Origin of the sequence: Amycolatopsis sp. VS8301801F10 (genome assembly GCF_046195355.1) — a bacterium.
In the GTDB taxonomy this organism is placed as follows: Bacteria; Actinomycetota; Actinomycetes; order Mycobacteriales; family Pseudonocardiaceae; genus Amycolatopsis.
Genome location: NZ_CP176065.1, coordinates 5,912,845 through 5,929,377, shown reverse-complemented (window position 1 = coordinate 5,929,377; position 16,533 = coordinate 5,912,845). Strand labels below are relative to the sequence as shown.

At 70.4% G+C, this 16,533-nt stretch carries 17 protein-coding genes and 6 tRNA genes; 12 read left to right on the top strand and 11 right to left on the bottom strand.

What is annotated here, in order from left to right; translation table 11 throughout:
• Positions 1-28: 28 nt before the first annotated feature.
• A complete protein-coding gene (locus tag F9C11_RS27965) occupies positions 29-856 on the top strand; it encodes a phytanoyl-CoA dioxygenase family protein (RefSeq protein WP_409180335.1) in 828 nt (275 codons plus the stop codon).
• Between the two features lie 27 nt (positions 857-883).
• Here the strand turns inward: F9C11_RS27965 and F9C11_RS27960 are convergent, their stop codons facing one another.
• A complete protein-coding gene (locus F9C11_RS27960; RefSeq protein ID WP_409180334.1) occupies positions 884-1,855 on the bottom strand; it encodes a UbiA family prenyltransferase in 972 nt (323 codons plus the stop codon).
• Between the two features lie 49 nt (positions 1,856-1,904).
• Between F9C11_RS27960 and F9C11_RS27955 the strand changes: the two genes are divergently transcribed.
• The 6 genes from F9C11_RS27955 (at position 1,905) to F9C11_RS27930 (ending at position 9,250) form a co-directional block, all read left to right on the top strand.
• The gene (locus tag F9C11_RS27955) at positions 1,905-3,068 is read left to right on the top strand and encodes an FAD-dependent monooxygenase (protein ID WP_409180333.1); all 1,164 of its coding nucleotides are present in this window, start codon (positions 1,905-1,907) and stop codon (positions 3,066-3,068) included.
• A 100-nt stretch (positions 3,069-3,168) separates the two neighbouring features.
• Positions 3,169-3,924 (top strand): methyltransferase, encoded by a 756-nt coding sequence (locus F9C11_RS27950; RefSeq protein ID WP_409180332.1) that lies wholly within the window; start codon positions 3,169-3,171, stop codon positions 3,922-3,924.
• A gap of 48 nt (positions 3,925-3,972) precedes the next feature.
• Entirely contained in the window at positions 3,973-5,934 is a 1,962-nt protein-coding gene (locus F9C11_RS27945) for a KedN5 family methylcobalamin-dependent radical SAM C-methyltransferase (protein ID WP_409180331.1), read from the top strand.
• Entirely contained in the window at positions 5,931-6,968 is a 1,038-nt protein-coding gene (locus F9C11_RS27940) for a polyprenyl synthetase family protein (RefSeq protein WP_409180330.1), read from the top strand. Before F9C11_RS27945 ends, F9C11_RS27940 begins: the two co-directional genes overlap by 4 nt.
• A gap of 33 nt (positions 6,969-7,001) precedes the next feature.
• On the top strand, positions 7,002-8,204 hold the full coding sequence (locus F9C11_RS27935; RefSeq protein ID WP_409180329.1) for a cytochrome P450: 1,203 nt from the start codon (positions 7,002-7,004) through the stop codon (positions 8,202-8,204).
• The gene (locus F9C11_RS27930; protein WP_409180328.1) at positions 8,201-9,250 is read left to right on the top strand and encodes a methyltransferase; all 1,050 of its coding nucleotides are present in this window, start codon (positions 8,201-8,203) and stop codon (positions 9,248-9,250) included. The genes F9C11_RS27935 and F9C11_RS27930 overlap by 4 nt, the downstream gene beginning before the upstream one ends.
• Before the next feature lie 10 nt (positions 9,251-9,260).
• Here F9C11_RS27930 and F9C11_RS27925 read toward each other — a convergent pair whose 3' ends face one another.
• Positions 9,261-9,512, bottom strand: coding sequence for a YrhK family protein (locus F9C11_RS27925; protein WP_409180327.1), 252 nt, complete (start codon positions 9,510-9,512; stop codon positions 9,261-9,263).
• A gap of 142 nt (positions 9,513-9,654) precedes the next feature.
• Between F9C11_RS27925 and F9C11_RS27920 the strand changes: the two genes are divergently transcribed.
• From F9C11_RS27920 to F9C11_RS27905, 4 genes are all read left to right on the top strand, one after another.
• Positions 9,655-10,524: a class II glutamine amidotransferase gene (locus F9C11_RS27920; RefSeq protein ID WP_409180326.1), complete on the top strand. Its 870-nt coding sequence runs from the start codon at positions 9,655-9,657 to the stop codon at positions 10,522-10,524.
• 19 nt (positions 10,525-10,543) lie between these two features.
• Positions 10,544-11,968, top strand: a complete 1,425-nt coding sequence (locus F9C11_RS27915) for a glutamate decarboxylase (protein WP_409180325.1) — start codon at positions 10,544-10,546, stop codon at positions 11,966-11,968.
• A gap of 144 nt (positions 11,969-12,112) precedes the next feature.
• A complete protein-coding gene (locus tag F9C11_RS27910; protein ID WP_409180324.1) occupies positions 12,113-12,472 on the top strand; it encodes an ATP-binding protein in 360 nt (119 codons plus the stop codon).
• A gap of 70 nt (positions 12,473-12,542) precedes the next feature.
• Positions 12,543-13,256 (top strand): PAS and ANTAR domain-containing protein, encoded by a 714-nt coding sequence (locus F9C11_RS27905; protein WP_409180323.1) that lies wholly within the window; start codon positions 12,543-12,545, stop codon positions 13,254-13,256.
• A gap of 161 nt (positions 13,257-13,417) precedes the next feature.
• Here the strand turns inward: F9C11_RS27905 and F9C11_RS27900 are convergent.
• From F9C11_RS27900 to F9C11_RS27870, 7 genes are all read right to left on the bottom strand, one after another.
• Positions 13,418-13,491, bottom strand: a tRNA-Lys gene (locus tag F9C11_RS27900).
• 17 nt (positions 13,492-13,508) lie between these two features.
• Positions 13,509-13,580, bottom strand: a tRNA-Gln gene (locus tag F9C11_RS27895).
• 4 nt (positions 13,581-13,584) lie between these two features.
• Positions 13,585-13,656, bottom strand: a tRNA-Gln gene (locus F9C11_RS27890).
• Between the two features lie 129 nt (positions 13,657-13,785).
• A tRNA-Arg gene (locus tag F9C11_RS27885) sits at positions 13,786-13,859 on the bottom strand.
• Between the two features lie 32 nt (positions 13,860-13,891).
• Positions 13,892-13,964, bottom strand: a tRNA-Gly gene (locus F9C11_RS27880).
• Between the two features lie 22 nt (positions 13,965-13,986).
• A tRNA-Thr gene (locus F9C11_RS27875) sits at positions 13,987-14,059 on the bottom strand.
• A 248-nt stretch (positions 14,060-14,307) separates the two neighbouring features.
• On the bottom strand, positions 14,308-14,442 hold the full coding sequence (locus tag F9C11_RS27870) for a hypothetical protein (protein WP_409180322.1): 135 nt from the start codon (positions 14,440-14,442) through the stop codon (positions 14,308-14,310).
• A gap of 128 nt (positions 14,443-14,570) precedes the next feature.
• On the opposite strand from F9C11_RS27870, the gene F9C11_RS27865 reads away from it, so the two are divergent.
• A complete protein-coding gene (locus F9C11_RS27865) occupies positions 14,571-15,098 on the top strand; it encodes a CGNR zinc finger domain-containing protein (protein WP_409180321.1) in 528 nt (175 codons plus the stop codon).
• On the opposite strand, the gene F9C11_RS27860 is transcribed toward F9C11_RS27865, so the two are convergent.
• The gene (locus F9C11_RS27860) at positions 15,095-15,874 is read right to left on the bottom strand and encodes an SGNH/GDSL hydrolase family protein (RefSeq protein WP_409180320.1); all 780 of its coding nucleotides are present in this window, start codon (positions 15,872-15,874) and stop codon (positions 15,095-15,097) included. The genes F9C11_RS27865 and F9C11_RS27860 overlap by 4 nt on opposite strands.
• Before the next feature lie 29 nt (positions 15,875-15,903).
• Positions 15,904-16,473: a TetR/AcrR family transcriptional regulator gene (locus tag F9C11_RS27855; protein ID WP_409180319.1), complete on the bottom strand. Its 570-nt coding sequence runs from the start codon at positions 16,471-16,473 to the stop codon at positions 15,904-15,906.
• Positions 16,474-16,533: the final 60 nt, after the last annotated feature.

The following is a 16,533-nucleotide window of genomic DNA, read 5'->3' as shown; positions in this document are numbered from 1 at the left end:
GCAACATCGAATCGGAAGGTGGTTCCCCATGGACAGCATCGTCCCGCGGCTGGCCCGGCCCTACGACCCGGCGGCGATCGACGCCGCGTTCCGGAAGGAGGGCGCGGTCGTCCTGTCGGGTGCGTATCCGGGCGAGGCGTGCGACACCTACGTCGCCGAGGTCCAGAAGTACCTCGCCGAAAACCCGGACGAAGCGGAGTACGCGGCCAACTCGGTGCTCGCCCAGTTCCAGGGCGACACCTCGGTCACGCTGCACCAGCTGATCGGCGCCGTCCCCAGCGCGGCGGACATGGTGCTGCACCGCGACATCGTCGGCGCGGCCCGCCGGCTGCTGAAGCCGCTGTCGGACACGATCCTGCTGATCATCGCCGAATACATGGGCCGCAAGCCCGGCGCGCCTCGCCAGGAGCTGCACCGCGACACGTTCTCGTGGCGGCACGCCCCGTACGGGGAGAATCCGATCGCGCTCTCGGTGATGTGCGCGATGAGCGACTTCACCGCCGAGAACGGGGCGACGTGGGTCGTGCCGGGCGCGCACGGCGGATCGCCGGTCGATCCGCCGCCGGACTGGAGCGAAGCGGCCCAGGTCGAGATGGCGAAGGGCGACGCGCTGCTGTTCCGCCAGGACCTGTTCCACGCGGGCGGCGCGAACACGACCGCGGCGGACGAGCGGCACATCCTCTCGTTCGGGTTCCAGGTCGGCTGGCTGCGTCCGGTGGAGAACAGCCTGCTGAGCGTTCCGCCGGAGACGATCGCGGAGCTGCCGGCCGAACTGCGGGAGCTGCTGGGCTACTCGCACGAACTGGTGCTCGGCCTCTACAAGGGCGGGGACCCGAGGAACGCGCTGAAGGTCTGAACCGGGCGCGGCGAGGGGCCGCGCCCGTCACCGCACCGGCTCGTACCGCCGCCGCATCAGCCGCCGGGCCAGGACGGTCAGCAGCAGCGACGGCGTCCCGACCGCCAGTGCCAGCCCCGGCCGTCCGGCGGCCGCGATCAGGAACGTGCCGAGCACGATCCGCTCGGCCACCACGATCTCGTGCGCCCGCACGCCGATCGCCCTGGCGATCGGCCGCGGCGCGCGGAGCACGCCGCGCAGCGAGACCCAGCCCAGCGCGATCGCGACGGAGAGCGGCGCGTAGTACGCCACCGGATCGACCCGGTCGCCGAGCACCGGCGGGGCGGCCAGCGCCAGAGCGACCCAGCCGGCGTAAAACCCGGCCAGGCCGCGGACTGTCGCCTCGTCGCCGCGCTGGACCGGATAGGTCAGGTAGCCGCCCCGGCGGTCCCCGTCGCGGTCGCACAGCGCGCCGAGGAGGTTCGACCCGGAGTCGTGCACCCAGAACATCAGCGACAGGACGACCAGCTGCGGCACGGGCAACGGCTGCGCGGTCATCGAGCCGTAGAGCACCGTGAGCGCGCTGGGCAAGCCGCGACTCGCGTTGCCCCACAGGCCTTTTCCCTTCAGCCACCGCGCATACGCGATGCCGAAGACCGCCGCCGGGATCGACAGCAGCGCGGTCAATGGATTGACCAGCACCGCGAACAGCGCTCCCGCGCCGATCAGGAACACCATCGCGTTGCGCGCGGTGCCGGGCTGGATCCGGCCGGACGGTATCGGCCGGTGCGGTTTCGTGAGACCGTCGAGTTCGCGATCGAAATAGTCGCCGCCGTACAGCGACGCGATCCAGGCGAGCGTCGGGACGAACCAGGCCGGAAACAGCACGGAAAACCCCGCGTCCGGCCGGGTGAGAATCGCACCGCTCAATCCGATGGCGCCGGCGTAGAAGACGGTGTCCGGACGGCACGCCTCGACGTGGGCGAGCAGCCGGACTTTGAGGGAATGGGCGCTGCGCATGACTGGAAAAGTAGCAAGAACGGCTTCTGTTTCGAACGGAGATCGCGGAATGGCGCCTTCGGTGAATGTGATCGGCGCGGGAATAGCCGGGCTGGCCGCCGCGGCGGCGTTCGCCGGTCGCGGGTGGACGGTGCGCGTCCTCGAGCGCGGCCCGGGCCTGCGCGCCGCCGGCGGCGGCATCGGCATCACCCCCAACGGGATGCGCGCCCTCGACGCGCTCGGCGTCGGCGACCCGGTGCGAGCCCGCTCCGTCGTCCAGCGGGAGGGCGGGGTGCGGGCGCCCGACGGCCGGTGGATCGCCCGCAGCGCCCTGGGTTTCGTGGAAGAGCGGTACGGCGAGCCGATTCGCGCGCTGCCCAGGACGGACCTGATCACGGCACTGGCCGCGGCGCTGCCCCCCGGAACCGTCCGGTTCGGAGCGCGCGTCGAGCCTGCGGGCGCGGGCGACGCGACCGCGCCCGCCACGATCCGGGTGGACCGCGCCGAACTCGAATCGGACCTGGTGATCGCCGCCGACGGCATCCGTTCGGCCGCCCGGCGCGCCCTGTTCCCCGAGCATCCCGGGCTGCGGCCCGCCGGTTCGGTGAGCTGGCGCTGCGTGGTGCCCGCCGACGGGCTTTCCCTTGCCGCGGCCGAGACCTGGGGCGCGGGCCTGCGATTGTCGATCCTGCCGCTGCCCGGCGGGCGCGTGCACTTCTCCGCGCTCGCCAGGACGGCCGGAGGGCGCGAGGCGAAGATCGCGGACGGCCCGGTCCCGCTCTTCGGGCACTGGCACGAGCCCATCCCCCGGCTGCTGGAACGGTCGGCGCGGGAACCGCTGTTCTTCGACCGGATCGAGGAACTGGGGCGTCCGCTGGACCGGTTTTTCGCCGGGCGCACGGTCCTGACCGGCGACGCGGCGCATCCGATGACGCCCAACGTCGGCTCGGCGAACCTCGCGCTGGAGGACGCGGTGGAGCTCGCGCACGCCGTCGGCCCGGCGCGGTCGTGGGACGAACTGCGGACCGGCCTCGTCCGCTACGACGCGAGCAGGCGGCCGCGCACGTCCCGGCTGAGCCGGATGTCGCGGTGGATGGGCCGGTTCGCCGAACTGTCCTCGCCCGTCGCGGTCGCCGTCCGCAACAGCGGCGTGCGGCTCGGCGGATTCCTTCCCGAAACGGTTTCCCGGCGTTCGATGGACGCGATGGTCCGGTGGGCGCCGCCGTCCGGCTGACCGGCGTTCGCCGCCCGATATTGCGCCGGGGGAACAGAACTGTTTGACTTCGTTTCGCCCACCGCGCCGATCCGACATTCCGAAGCGGAGACGGGAAAGCATGGAAACGCGACACTTCGAACTGCGCATCGGCCGGCACATCATCGAACAATACCGCGCCGACCGGCACCGGCCCGCCGTTTTCGCAGCGGCCGGACTGGAATGGGATCTGCTCGACGAGGTGTGGCCGCCGACCTACTCGCCGGGCGGCGAACTGTTCGCCGACCGGATTCCGTTCGGCCGCATGTCGTCGTTTCTGGAAATGGGCTGCGGAACCGGGATCATGGCGGTGCTCGCGGCGCGGGCGGGGGTCGGGCGGGTGGTCGGGCTCGACCTCAATCCGGCGGCGGTGCGCAACACCGAGCTGAACGCGAAGCGGCACGCGGTCGCCGACCGGGTCACCGCACGGGAAAGCGATCTCTACTCGGCGGTCGGGCCGGACGAGCGGTTCGACGGGATCTACTGGAACCCGCCGTTCCTGAACGCTCCGAAGGACCGCGTGGACGCCTCGATCTGGGACGAGACGATGTTCGACCCGGAGTACGCCAAGCTGCGCCGGTTCCTCGCCGAAGGCCGCGAGCTGCTCACCGCGCGGGGCAAGGCCTACCTGTGGTTCGGCGAAGCACTGGGCAATCCGTCGCTGGTCGCCGATCTGGCCGAGGAAACCGGCTACGACCTCGGCGTGCTGGCCAAGATGGAAATGGCCGAGGTCCCCGAGGCGCTGGCCGGAGCGTTCCCCGCGGACCTGGCGGGCGGGGACGGTGGCGACGCGGCCTGGCACCTGCACCTGCTCGAGCTCAGCCCCCGCCGGCCCTAGAAAGCGACCGCGCCCGGAAACCGTCCACCAGCACGAGGGGAATCAGCAATGTCGGATCGGCCGCTTCGGGTCTGGCTCGTACAGCAGGGAATCTGGGCGATGTCGCTCGAATCGATGCCGCTGGCGTCGGGCTACCTGAAGGCGACCGCGCTGGCGGACGAGCGCGTCGCGGCCGCCGCGGAGATCGAGATCCGGAATTTCGACGGCGGAGCCACGCTGTTCGGCATGGCCAACGAGCTGTTCGCCGACGGTGCGCCGGACGTGCTGGCCTTCTCCGTGCTCGGCTGGAACTACCGGGAATTCGGCGCGCTGGCCGAGACGTTCAAGCAGCTCAACCCGGACGGCTGGGCGGTCTTCGGCGGCAACCACGTCTCCGGGCAGGCCGAGCGGGTCTTCGGCATGCACCCGTATGTCGACGTCGTGGTCAACGGCGAGGGCGAATTCGCCTTCCGCGACGTGCTGCTGGCCCGCCTCGACCGGGAATCGGCGAGGTCGCTGCACCGCGTCGACGGCATCTCGTTCCGCGACCAGGACGGCGCGGTGACGACCACGAAGGACCGGCCGCGGATCGAGAACCTCGACGAGATCCCCTCCCCGTTCCTCACCGGCGCGATTCCGCTGACCGGCGAGGACGGCCGGTTCCGCTACGACGTCGCGCTGCTGGAAACCAACCGCGGCTGCCCCTACAAGTGCTCGTTCTGCTACTGGGGCGGAGCCGTCGGCCAGCGCGTCCGCGCGTTCTCCCGCGAGCGGCTGCGCCGGGAGATCGAGATCTTCGCCCGGCACGAGGTGCACACGCTCGTCCTGTGCGACGCGAACTTCGGGATGCTGCCGATCGACCTGGAATTCGTCGAGGACGTCATCGAAACCCGGGCCCGGCACGGCTATCCCAAGAGCATCGAGACGTCGTGGGCGAAGAACAAGTCCGCGGTGTTCTACAAAATCGTCAAGGCGATGAAGGACGCGGGCCTGCACAGCTCGTTCACCCTCGCGCTGCAGACGCTCGACGAGGACACGCTGGACCTGATGAACCGGCGCAACATGAAGGTCAACGACTGGGAAGGCCTGGCCGCGTGGCTCGGCAAGGAAGGCCTCGACTGCTACGCGGAGCTGATCTGGGGCGCGCCCGGGGAGACGGTCGAGACCTTCATGAAGGGCTACGACCGGCTGGCCGGACACGTGTCGCGAGTCGCGGTGTACCCGATGCTGATCCTGCCGAACACGACTTACCACGCCGAACGCGAACGCTTCGGCCTGGTCACCGTGCGCGGCAACACCGACGACTTCGAGTACCTGCTGTCGCACGACACCATGTCGCCTCGCGACAACCAGTACCTGCACCGTTTCGTCTTCGTGTCGCGGCTGGTCGCCGAGAACCCGGTCTTCCGCTACGTCTGGGGCCCGATGCGGACCCTCGGCGGCATCGCCCAGTCCGAGCTGATCCGGTCGCTGATGGAATTCTTCGAGAACGACCCGCATCCGGGCACCGAGCCGTTCCGCTCCGGCATGGTCGCCTCGTTCACCGACTCGGACGTGCTCGCTCCGGCGGTCGCCCTGCTTTACGGCAGCGAAGAGGCCAAAGACATGCTCCGCCGCTGGTGGCGCGAGTCCGTGCTGCCGCTGGTGCCGGAGAACGTCCGGTCCATTGTGGACACCGTATTCGAGTTCGACTTGCTCACCCTGCCCGCCTACACCCTGCCCGGACGGATCCCGTCGCCCCGCCGCGCCGGCGAAACGCTTCCCGAGGTCGAGGTCGACGGCGAGCGCTACTACGTGCGGCGCGACATCTGGAAAGGGTTCGACGTGCCGGCGTTCACGCTGGCGCTGCGGCGCGAGGAACCGTGGGAGCACCTGCTGTCGGGCACCGTCAGCTCCGTCTATTACAAGGTGGGCGCCGACCGCTTCCTGCCGTCGACCAACCACGAGGAAATCATCTACTACATGGGCAGGCTCGAAACGCAGCTGGCCCGGCCGCGGCGCGGGCTCGCCCAGCAGGAAGGACGACGATGACCAGTCAGGCAGCGACGGAGGCGGCGGAAAACGGTGCGCGAGCCTTTGCCCGGTCGCCCGGCTCCGGAGCGCTGGCTGGAAAGGTCCGCGACCGGCTGGCCGAACGGTGGCGGCGGGAGACGAGCCTGCTCGGCACGATGTGCACGGAGGCGCTCGTGCCGTCCGGCAAGCTGTTCCGGCCGATCCTGCTGCTGGAATCGGCGCTGGCCGTCGGCGGCGACGCCGAGGTGGTGCTGCCCGCGGCGATCGGCGCGGAGTGCGGGCACGTGGCGAGCCTGGTGCACGACGACATCATCGACAAGGACGACCTGCGCCGGGGAAAGCCGTCGGTGCAGCACAAATTCGGGGCGGACAACGCGATCCTCGCCGGGGACGCGCTGATCTTCGACCTGTTCTCCGCACTGGCCGAATGCCGCCGCACCGGAGCCAGCGCCGAACGGATCGTGGCGGCGCTCGAGGTGGTGGCCCGGTGCGGCATCGACCTGTGCCGCGGCCAGAGCCTCGAGGCGGAGCTGGGCGAACGGATGGACTTCGACCTCGACGCCTACCTGACCGTGGTGCGGTTGAAGACCGCCACGCTGTTCAGGAGCGCGTGCGAATGCGGAGCGCTGCTGGCCGGCGGGGACGAGCGGATGGTGCGGACGCTGGGCAGCTACGCGGAAAACCTGGGCTGCGCCTTCCAGATCCACGACGACCTGATGTCCTACACGCGGGAGACCGGCGTGATGGGCAAGCCCGACACCAGCGACGTCCGCAACGGCAGGCCGACGCTGCCGGTGATCCTCGCCTACCAGGCGGCGACCCCCGCCGACCGCGCGGCGATCACGGACATCCTCGTCGGCGACGGGGCTCCCGACGTCCGCCGGGAGCTGCTCGTGTCCGTCATGGACCGCACCGGAGCGCTGCGCACCGCCGACCGCTTGGCCAGGAAGTACTCGGAGAACGCCGTCGCCATGGCGAGCAGGCTGCCGGTCGCCGCGAGCCGCGACCGGTTGTGCGGCTACGCGCGGGCGGCCGTCGAAAGGGACCGGTGACCGCCCGGACGGGCGATTTCCTCGGGAGACACCATGAGCCAGCACCCTGACCTGCCGACCAGTCCTTTCCCCGGGCCGGACCTGCTCGGCCTTCCCGCCGTCCTGCGCGAGACGCGCGACCGCTGCCCGGTTTCCCGGTTCCGGACGATGGTCGGCGACGAGGCGTGGATGGTCACCGGCTTCGCCGAGGCGAAGCGGCTTTTCGCCGACCCCCGGCTGACCCGGTCCCATCCCGATCCGGAGAACGCCGCGAAGGTCACCCACTCGGCGTTGGTCGACGGCTCCGGCTGGGAGTACGAGGACGGCCAGTCCGAATTGGACAATGAGGCCGCGATGCGCGGGCTGTTGTCCGCCTCGTTCTCGGCGAAGCGCATCGCCGCGCTGCGGCCGTGGATCGAGGGGCTGGTCGACCGGCTGCTGACGGCGATGGCCGGGCACGGACCGCCGGCGGACCTGATCGGCGCGCTGGCCGGTCCCCTGCCCGCGCTGGTCATCTTCGAACTGCTCGGCGTCCCGCGAGCCGACCACGACCGGTTCCTGTGCTGGTCCCGGCAGAGCGCCGACGCGGCGGACGCCCGCGCGTCCCGCGCCGCGATGGAGAACCTTTTCGCCGGGATGCGCGAACTGCTGGAGCGCAAGCGGACCGAACCGGCGGAGGACGTGCTGTCCGATCTCGCCGCCGCGTGCCGGTCCGGTGCGCTGACCATGTCCGAGGCGAGCATGACGGCCGCTGGCCTGCTGTTCGCCGGGAATTCGACCACTGCCGACGTCATCCAGTGGGGCGTCGTGCATTTGCTGGCCAACCCGGACCAATCCGAGGCGCTGCGCCGGGACCCCGCGTTGCTTCCGTCCGCGGTCGAGGAAATCCTCCGCCGCCGGATGACCGGCGGGGACACTCTGGCGCACTACGCGGACGCGGACATCGACATCGGCGGCGTGACCATCAAGGCAGGGGACGCCGTGGTGATCAACTTCGTCGGGGCCAACCACGATCCGCGCGCGTTCGCCCGGCCGGAACGGTTCGACATCGCTCGCCGCCCCAACCCTCACCTGGCCTTCGGGCACGGCAGGCACCTGTGCGTCGGGCGGAACCTGGCGCGCACAGAACTGCGGGCGGTGTTCGGCCTGCTCTTCGCGAAATTCCCGGCCTTGCGCCTCGCGGTGCCAGTGCGGGAATTGCGGCCGAACGACAACCCGATCGTCGGCGGCCTGCGCGCATTGCCGGTGGCGTGGTGACCGCGCCGCGGCCCGGCCGGGAGGAGCCGACGACGGCAGAACCGGACCCGGACCGGCTGACCAGCCTCGTGCTCGGTTTCATCCCGGCGCAGATCATGCGCACGATGGCGACCCTCGACTTGGCCGACCGGCTCGCCGGCGGGCCCGCCTCGCCGGAAGAACTGGCGAAGCTGACCGGCTGCCACGCGCCGTCGCTGCGGCGGCTGCTCCGCGGAGCAGCTTTCGTGGGCCTGCTCGCCCTGAACGACGACGGCGCCTACGAACTCACCCCGGACGGGCATCTGCTTCGCGCGGACGTCCCGAGGTCGGTGAAGCAGCTGGCGGTGTACTTGACCGGCGAGCCGACCTGGAGCGCCTGCGGAAGCATCGAGCACACCGTGCGCACCGGGCAACCCGCCGTGGACCACGTTTTCGGCCAGTCGGGTTACGCGTGGCTGGCGAAAGACCCCGCCGCCCAGGCCGAATTCTACGAATCCTGCGCGGGAGTGGCTCGGCAGGACGTGCCGGCACTGGTCGAGGCCCTCGACCTTTCGGCCGCCCGCGACATCGTCGACGCGGGCGGCGGCAACGGCCTGCTCATGACCGGGCTGCTGGTCGCGAACCCCGCGCTCGCCGGGGTTGTCTTCGACCAGCCGGCCAGCCTCGCGAGCGCCCGGGCCACGCTGCGGGACGCCGGCGTCGCCGACCGCTGCGAGCTGGCCGCCGGCGACTTCCTCGCCGATCCGCTTCCGCCGGACCGCGACGTCTACGTGCTCAAAAGCGTGCTCTGCGACTGGGGCGACGACGACGCCGTCCGCATCCTGCGAGCCTGCTCCCGAGCGATGCGCGCCGACAGCGTTTTGCTGGTGATCGACCTGGTCCTCCCCGAAGGGAACGCCAGGCCCGACCCGGTGGCTCTGATGAGCGACCTGTGCACCCTCGCGTGCGGCGGCGCCGTCCGGACCGAGCGGGAGTTCGCCGACCTCGCCGCCGCGGCCGGCCTGCGGTTGACGGAGAGCAGCGAGACCGGGGCGGCCACGAGCATTTTGCGCGCGATCAAGGCCTGAGCGCAGACCCTCACCTCCGCGAGGACGCGCGGCCGTGTTCCCCGGGTGCGCCATTGAGCCGATGCCGCTCGTGAACGTAGATCGCCTGCCCGATCGCGCCCAGCATCATCCCGAAAGAGCCGACGATGAACAGCCAGATCGCGAGCAGTTCGGTCGCGTCCGAAATGAACAGCACGCTCCCGACGAAGAAGATCACGTTGCCGATCACTCCGACAGCCAGGTGGATCGTGGGGAATTCCCGGACGAAAGACTTGACGTTCACGTCGCTCCTTTCGACAGACGACAGCACACCGCTGGCTACCCGCCGACGCCGCTCGCAGACAGTCGGATAGGCCACCCGCCCGCGAGGTTTAGCCCGGCTCGCCCGGGCAACACGGGCCGGACGGCGACAGGAAGGGACCGGCATGTGCCGTCTGTTTGGTCTGTCCGCTGCCCCGCGGCGCGTGCCCGCCACGTTCTGGCTGCTCGAAGCGCCGGACAGCCTCGCCGCCCAGAGCAGGCGCGAACCGGACGGGACCGGGCTCGGCGTCTTCGACGAGCAAGGGTCGCCCCAGGTGTGGAAACAGCCATTGGCCGCCTATGCGGACGAACAGTTCGCCCGCGAGGCCAAGGAATGCGCGTCGACGACCTTCCTCGCCCATATCCGTTACGCCTCGACCGGCGGCCTCGAGCCGGCCAACACCCATCCCTTCCTCCAGCACGGCCGGTTGTTCGCCCACAACGGCGTCCTCGGCGATCTGCCCCGGCTGGAGCAACGGCTCGGCGAGTACCGGGACCTCGTCCGCGGCGATACCGACTCCGAACGGTTCTTCGCCCTCGTCACCAAGGAAATCGACGCGCACCACGGCGACGTGAGCGCCGGGATCGCCGCCGCCGCCCGATGGGCCGCGCTGAATCTGCCGGTCTACGCGCTCAATATCGTCGTCACCACTCGCGACGAACTGTGGGCGTTGCGCTATCCCGACACCCACGACCTCTGCGTCCTGCAGCGCTGCCCAGGCGGCCCGCACGGCGGCCGGCACCTGGAACACGCGAGCGCCGCGGGCCGGATCCGGGCGCGGTCGGGCGGTCTCGCCCGCCACCGCGCCGTCGTCGTCGCCAGCGAGCGCATGGACGAAGACCCTGGCTGGCAGAACCTCCGTCCGGGGGAACTGCTGCACGTCGGCGCGGACTTGACCGCCACCCGCCGGATCGTGCTCGACCGGCCGCCGCGGCATCCGTTGGCCCTCGACGATCTCGGCGCTCGCGCCGCCGCTTCCCAACACGGCCAGTGACTCATCCGGAGGACCCGCCATGCCCCTGACCCACCCGGCACATCCGCACGACCACAGCACCGGCGACGTCGCGGTCAACCCCGTCTTCACCCGCGAACCGGTCGCGATCCCCCGCGACCGCATCCCGGACGGCGAACTCGACAACGACACCGCCTACCAGGTCGTGCACGACGAACTGATGCTCGACGGCAACGCGCGGCTCAACCTCGCCACCTTCGTCACCACCTGGATGGAACCGAAGGCCCGCGATCTCATGGCCGAGTGCTTCGACAAGAACATGATCGACAAGGACGAGTATCCGCGCACCGCAGACCTCGAACAGCGCTGCGTCCGCATGCTCGCCGACCTCTGGCACGCACCCGACCCCGACACGGCCGTCGGCTGCTCCACCACCGGGTCCAGCGAAGCCTGCATGCTCGCCGGCCTCGCGCTCAAACGCCGCTGGCGCCACCGCCGCCGCGCCGCCGGTCTTCCCGCCGACCGGCCGAATCTGGTCATGGGCGTCAACGTCCAGGTCTGCTGGGAGAAGTTCGCCAACTACTGGGACGTCGAAGCCCGCCTCGTGCCCATGGACGGCGACCGCTTCCACCTCACCGCCGACCAAGCCGCCGCGCACTGCGACGAAAACACCATCGGCGTCGTCGCGATCATGGGCTCCACCTTCGACGGCAGCTACGAACCCGTCGCCGAAATCTGCGCCGCCCTCGACCGCCTCCACGACGAACACGGCTGGGACATCCCGGTCCACGTCGACGGCGCCTCGGGCGCGATGATCGCCCCGTTCTGCGACCCGCGCCTGGAATGGGACTTCCGGCTGCCCCGCGTCGCCTCGATCAACACCTCCGGCCACAAATACGGACTCGTCTACCCCGGCGTCGGCTGGGTCGCCTGGCGCGCCCCCGAAGCGCTGCCCGACGACCTCGTCTTCCGCGTCAACTACCTCGGCGGCGAAATGCCCACCTTCGCGCTGAATTTCTCCCGCCCCGGAGCCCAAGTCGTCGCCCAGTACTACAATTTCCTCCGCCTGGGCCGCGACGGTTACCGCCGCATCCAGCAATACTGCCGCGACGTCGCCACCGATCTCGCCCGCCGCATCGCCGAACTCGGCCCGTTCCGTCTCCTCACCGACGGCAGCCAGCTGCCGGTGTTCGCTTTCACGCTCAAGGAAAGCGAGGCCGGTTACTCGGTATTCGACGTCTCAGCCGCATTGCGCGAGCAAGGCTGGCTCGTTCCGGCTTACACGTTTCCCGCGCATCGCGAGGACCTCGCTGTGTTGCGCATCGTCGTCCGCAACGGCTTCAGCCACGACCTCGCCGACCTCCTGGTCGAAGCCCTCCGCCTCGCGCTGCCTCGGCTGCGAGGACAGGAGAAACCCCAGCGGGGCAAGGAAGCAGCGTCGTTCTCCCACGGGGCCGACACTCGCGACGCACGCGGCCGCGACTGATTCAGCGACGAACCGGCTGGCCCGTTTTCAGAGTCGGATTGCCGCGTCCGGCGGAAAATCCCGCCTCGACCGGGGCCGGCGCGCCCATTGACGCCTCGGTCAGGTCGCGTTTCGAAGAACTCGCGCCCGGCGCGGCCTCGCGAGGTGGCGATCCTGCGCCAGAAACTCGCGCAGTGGCTGGGGGAACTGCCGTTGGACCCGAGCAGCAGGTTCGACATCTCGCTGGCGGCCTACGAGGCCTTGGCCAACGTCGCGGCGCACGCCTATCCCGGCGGCAGCGGCTGGACCCGGCTGTACGCGGACTGGGCGGGCGACACGGTCACCGTAGCGGTGAGCGACACCGGCTGCGGCCTCGATCCCGAACGGAAGCCCACTTCAGGCGGCCGGGGGCTGCCGCGGATCGACGAGGTCACCGACCGGATGGTCGTCGACACCGGCGAGCACGGCACGACCGTGACGATGGTCTGGCAGCCCGCTGCCCTGCGGCAGAACACCGCAGCCTGATTCTCCTGGGCCGAACCGGACCACGCACCGGAAGTTAGGCGTGGCGTCCCCAGTGGGGCAGACTGACTCGATGACCGACCCCGTTGAGCCTTCGACCAGCAGTCCACTGCCTGTGGTGGACCGAGTCGTGGGCGGCCGTTCCCACGCCATCGGCAGCTTCCGGTTCCGCTTCGCCGACCAGCGCTGGGAATGGTCCGACGAGGTCGCCCTGCTCCACGGCTACGAGCCGGGGACCGTCCAGCCCACGACCGAGCTGCTGCTGTCGCACAAACATCCGGAGGACCGCGACCAGGTCGCCGGAACCCTCGCCGCGGCGGTGCGCGACGGCACCGCGTTCTGCAGCCGCCACCGCGTCATCGACACCGCGGGCGCCGAACACCACGTCCTCGTGATCGCCGACCTCCTCAGCGACGACGCCGGCGCCGCGGTCGGCACCGGCGGCTACTACATCGACCTGAGCCCCGATCTGGCCGAACAGCGCCAGCAGATCCTCGACGAAACGATGCCCGAGATCGTCGACGCCCGCGCCCCGATCGAACAGGCGAAAGGCGCGCTCATGCTCGTCTACGGCATCACCGCCGAGCACGCCTTCGCCCTCCTGAAATGGCGCTCCCAGCACACCAACAGCAAGCTCCGCGACCTGGCCGCCAAACTCGCCGACGCCCTCACCGCCTTCGGCGGAGCCCCGGTCCTGACCCGGGTCCAGTTCGACCACCTGCTGCTCAGCGTCCACCAGCGCCCGTCCCCCGCCGCGAGCGAATCCGGAATCCCCGACCCGTCCTGAAGCCGGAATCGCCGCGGTTCCCCTCTCGACACTTCGGAGGAAACCGGAAGCAGTCTCGACGGCCTGGTGTCGCAGACCGGACTCGTCGCATTCACGCCGAGCACACCGGCCTGGGCAGTGCAAACTCAAACCCAGGTCGCTGACACCGGTGAGTGAGAAAGTGGGCCGCCAGGGACTCGAACCCTGAACCCGCCGGGTAAAAGCCGGCTGCTCTGCGCGATTGAGCTAACGGCCCGCGTCTGGTGCGGTGCGCTGCCCGTCGAGGGTTCGAACCTCGATTTCCGCGTCCAGAGCGCGGCGTCCTGCCAGTTGGACGAACGGGCATGGGCTCCCGGTCCAGGATTCGAACCTGGGCCCGCGGATCCAAAGTCCGCGATGCTGCCGGCTACACCAACCGGGAACGCGGGGGACGAACAGTCGGATGCCCGCGGATCGAACGCGGTGTCTCCTGGTCCCGAACCAGGCGGGGTCGCCGCATCCGGGTGCGGACCGCGGGAAGGGCGCCGGCGCCCCCTCGGCACCGGGCCCGTGCCCCTGCCAGGACTCGAACCTGGCACCTCCGCATTCGTAGTGCGGCGCTCTTTCCCGCTGAGCTACAAGGGCGTGCGTCCGGTGCCGATCGGAGCCGGACCGCGAGCGGCCGGAGGGCATCGAACCCTCTTCTTCGGTTTGGAAGACCGACGTGTCCGCCGAGTTCACCACGACCGCGAAGCGCCCGGGCGGGGCGCAGTGGTGAAGGAGGGAGTCGAACCCTCGTCGCCCCCGTTACCGCCGGGTGGGGCTGCCACCGCCCCGTCTTCACCGTGCGGGTCCGGCGGCGCGTGGCTGCCGGACCCGGCGCTCGTCCTGGCCGCGGGTGAGGCGACGGGGACGAGTCTCGGAAATGTCTTGCTCCGCTGTGCAGTTGTCAAAGAACCGCGCCGGTCAAAAAGGAAATACCGGCGCGGGAATAGCCGCGGCGGCCGGAATGAATTGCGTTCGGAGTCCTGACGGAAAAGCCGCCCGGATCGGTTTCCCGACGGGCGGCTCCCGGTGCGCAGCTGCTGCTGCGTCAGGTCAGGGAGCGGATCCCGTTCGAGCGGGCGCCTTTCCGGCACGCTTGGCGCTGGCAGAGCGGAGAACCCTGGACAGCGCGGACCGCGGCCGGATAGTGGCCTCGCATCTCCCGCTGTCGCATGTTCGTCATGTCCGCTCCTTCATTCGCTGTGGTGGATTCATCCTCACCTACGGCGAAGCGGCGCGTCAATCTTATTTCCGGGAAAAGCGATTCCGGCCGGTCTTTCCCCGGGCGGCGGATCGTGTTGTAATGGCCGAGTGCACTTCAACCCTTACGGCGGCGCGGGCGCGCAAGTAGCCGCTGACCTGGCGACCCTTGCCCAGCGCGACGACGTCGCGGCCGCCGAGGTGCGGGCCGCGGGGCAGGCGCGCGACATGGTGCTGCCTCGGATCACCGCGGACGAGGCGGCGCGGATTCTCGCGTGGGGGCGGCGGCTGCACGAGGTGTTCGTCGCGGAGACGACGGCCGAACGGATCGATCTCCTGAACGAGCTGCTCGCCGTCGCCGCGTGCCGGCCGAACATCGCCAGCCACGACGGGAAAGCGCCGCATCTGCATTACTCCAGCGAAGGCGCGGGCGTGGTCGAGCGGTTCTACGCCTACACCGCGGGCGGGCTGGCGCATCTGGTGTGCGAGGAGCCGCACCGCCTCGGGGTCTGCGCGCGCGAGGGGTGCGGCGTCGCGTTCGTGGACACTTCGCGCAACGGGCGCCGGCGGTTCTGTTCCACTCGCTGCGGCACGCGGGTCAACGTCGCAGACCATCGCGCGCGGCAGCTCGCGGGTTAGTCGGCCGCTGCGGCGGTCTCCTGGAAGGAGTGCAGCTCCGGGTACTTCGGGGCGATCGTGTCGCCGGAGGATTCGCCGCGCAGCCGACGGCCGATCCACGGCAGCGCGTGTTCCCGGCCCCAGCGGAGGTTGGCCGCGCGCTGTTCCCGCGGGGACAGGCGGGGGCGCGGTCCCAGCGCGGCGTGCGCGAGGCTGTGCTGCACGCCCAGCGCGTCGAGGACAGCGATGGCGATTTCGGTGTGCCCTGCGGCGTTGAGGTGCAGGCGGTCCGGGGACCACATCCGCCGGTCGCGCAGCTGGCGCATCGACCACATGTCCACCAGCAGCGTCTCGTGCCGTGCCGCGATGCCGCGCACGTGCTCGTTGTAGATCGCGACCCGGCCGCGGATCTGCCGGAACAGCGCGTCCTCCACCCCGTCCACGCCGGTGAACAGCAGCACCTGCGCGCCGGCCGCGCGGAACCGGGCCACCGCGCGCTCGTAGGAGTCGGCGAGGCTGTCGATGTCGACTCGCGGCCGCATCAGGTCGTTTCCGCCCGCGTAGACCGTGACCAGGTCCGGCTTCATCGCCAGCGCCGGTTCGACCTGTTCGTTCAGCACCTGCGGCAGGAGCTTCCCGCGCACCGCCAGATTGGCGTAGCGGAACCCGGGCTCCCCGGCGGCCAGCACCTCGGCGACCCGGTCGGCCCAGCCGCGCACCCCGTTGCGCGCGGACGGATCGTCGTCCCCGACGCCTTCGGTGAACGAATCGCCAATACAGACTAAGCGGTTGGTCATTCGCTCAGTTTAGGACTGGCGGCTCCGGCTCACGGACGGAGGCCGTCGAACAGGATCGCGATGGTGCGGTCGCGCAGTTCCCGGTCGGACCCGACATGCTCGGCCGCCTTCGCGGTGCCGATGATCACCGGGATCAGCTCGGTCGTGGTGACGTCGCGCCGCACCGCGCCGCTGTCCTGGGCGCGGCGCAGCAGCACCCCGAGCGATTCGCGCAGCCGCTCCCCGATCACCGAACCGGTGCTGGGGACGCACACGCCCGCGGAGGTGAGTGCTTCGAAGTAGGCGTTTTTGGCGCTGGACATCTCGATCCAGCTGGTGAGGAAGGTGAAGAAGGCAGCACCGGCGTCCTCGGCGTTCTGCGCGACGACGGCGTCCGCTTCGTCGACGAACCGGTGCAGCCGCGCGTAGAGCACGGCCTCCAGCAGCGCTTCTTTCGTGGGGAAGTGCCGGAACACCGTGCCGATGCCGACTCCGGCCTCGCGCGCGACCTCCTCGGTCGGCGCGCCGGTGCCCTTCGCCGCGAACACTGTCTCGGCGGCTTCCAGCACCTTCGCGCGGTTTCGCCGCGCGTCGGCGCGCAGCGGTTTGTCCTCCGTCACGGCTGTGATGGTAGTCGCGCGCCCTGGCCGCGCGGCGCCCGATCCGGGTCCGCGCGACCC

Bases quoted from the DNA above. Each gene is read 5' to 3' on its own strand.
- F9C11_RS27965 (WP_409180335.1), top strand. From the start codon at position 29: ATGGACAGCATCGTCCCGCGGCTGGCCCGGCCCTACGACCCGGCGGCG.
- F9C11_RS27960 (WP_409180334.1), bottom strand. From the start codon at position 1,855: ATGCGCAGCGCCCATTCCCTCAAAGTCCGGCTGCTCGCCCACGTCGAG.
- F9C11_RS27955 (WP_409180333.1), top strand. From the start codon at position 1,905: ATGGCGCCTTCGGTGAATGTGATCGGCGCGGGAATAGCCGGGCTGGCC.
- F9C11_RS27950 (WP_409180332.1), top strand. From the start codon at position 3,169: ATGGAAACGCGACACTTCGAACTGCGCATCGGCCGGCACATCATCGAA.
- F9C11_RS27945 (WP_409180331.1), top strand. From the start codon at position 3,973: ATGTCGGATCGGCCGCTTCGGGTCTGGCTCGTACAGCAGGGAATCTGG.
- F9C11_RS27940 (WP_409180330.1), top strand. From the start codon at position 5,931: ATGACCAGTCAGGCAGCGACGGAGGCGGCGGAAAACGGTGCGCGAGCC.
- F9C11_RS27935 (WP_409180329.1), top strand. From the start codon at position 7,002: ATGAGCCAGCACCCTGACCTGCCGACCAGTCCTTTCCCCGGGCCGGAC.
- F9C11_RS27920 (WP_409180326.1), top strand. From the start codon at position 9,655: ATGTGCCGTCTGTTTGGTCTGTCCGCTGCCCCGCGGCGCGTGCCCGCC.
- F9C11_RS27915 (WP_409180325.1), top strand. From the start codon at position 10,544: ATGCCCCTGACCCACCCGGCACATCCGCACGACCACAGCACCGGCGAC.
- F9C11_RS27905 (WP_409180323.1), top strand. From the start codon at position 12,543: ATGACCGACCCCGTTGAGCCTTCGACCAGCAGTCCACTGCCTGTGGTG.
- F9C11_RS27870 (WP_409180322.1), bottom strand. From the start codon at position 14,442: ATGACGAACATGCGACAGCGGGAGATGCGAGGCCACTATCCGGCCGCG.
- F9C11_RS27860 (WP_409180320.1), bottom strand. From the start codon at position 15,874: ATGACCAACCGCTTAGTCTGTATTGGCGATTCGTTCACCGAAGGCGTC.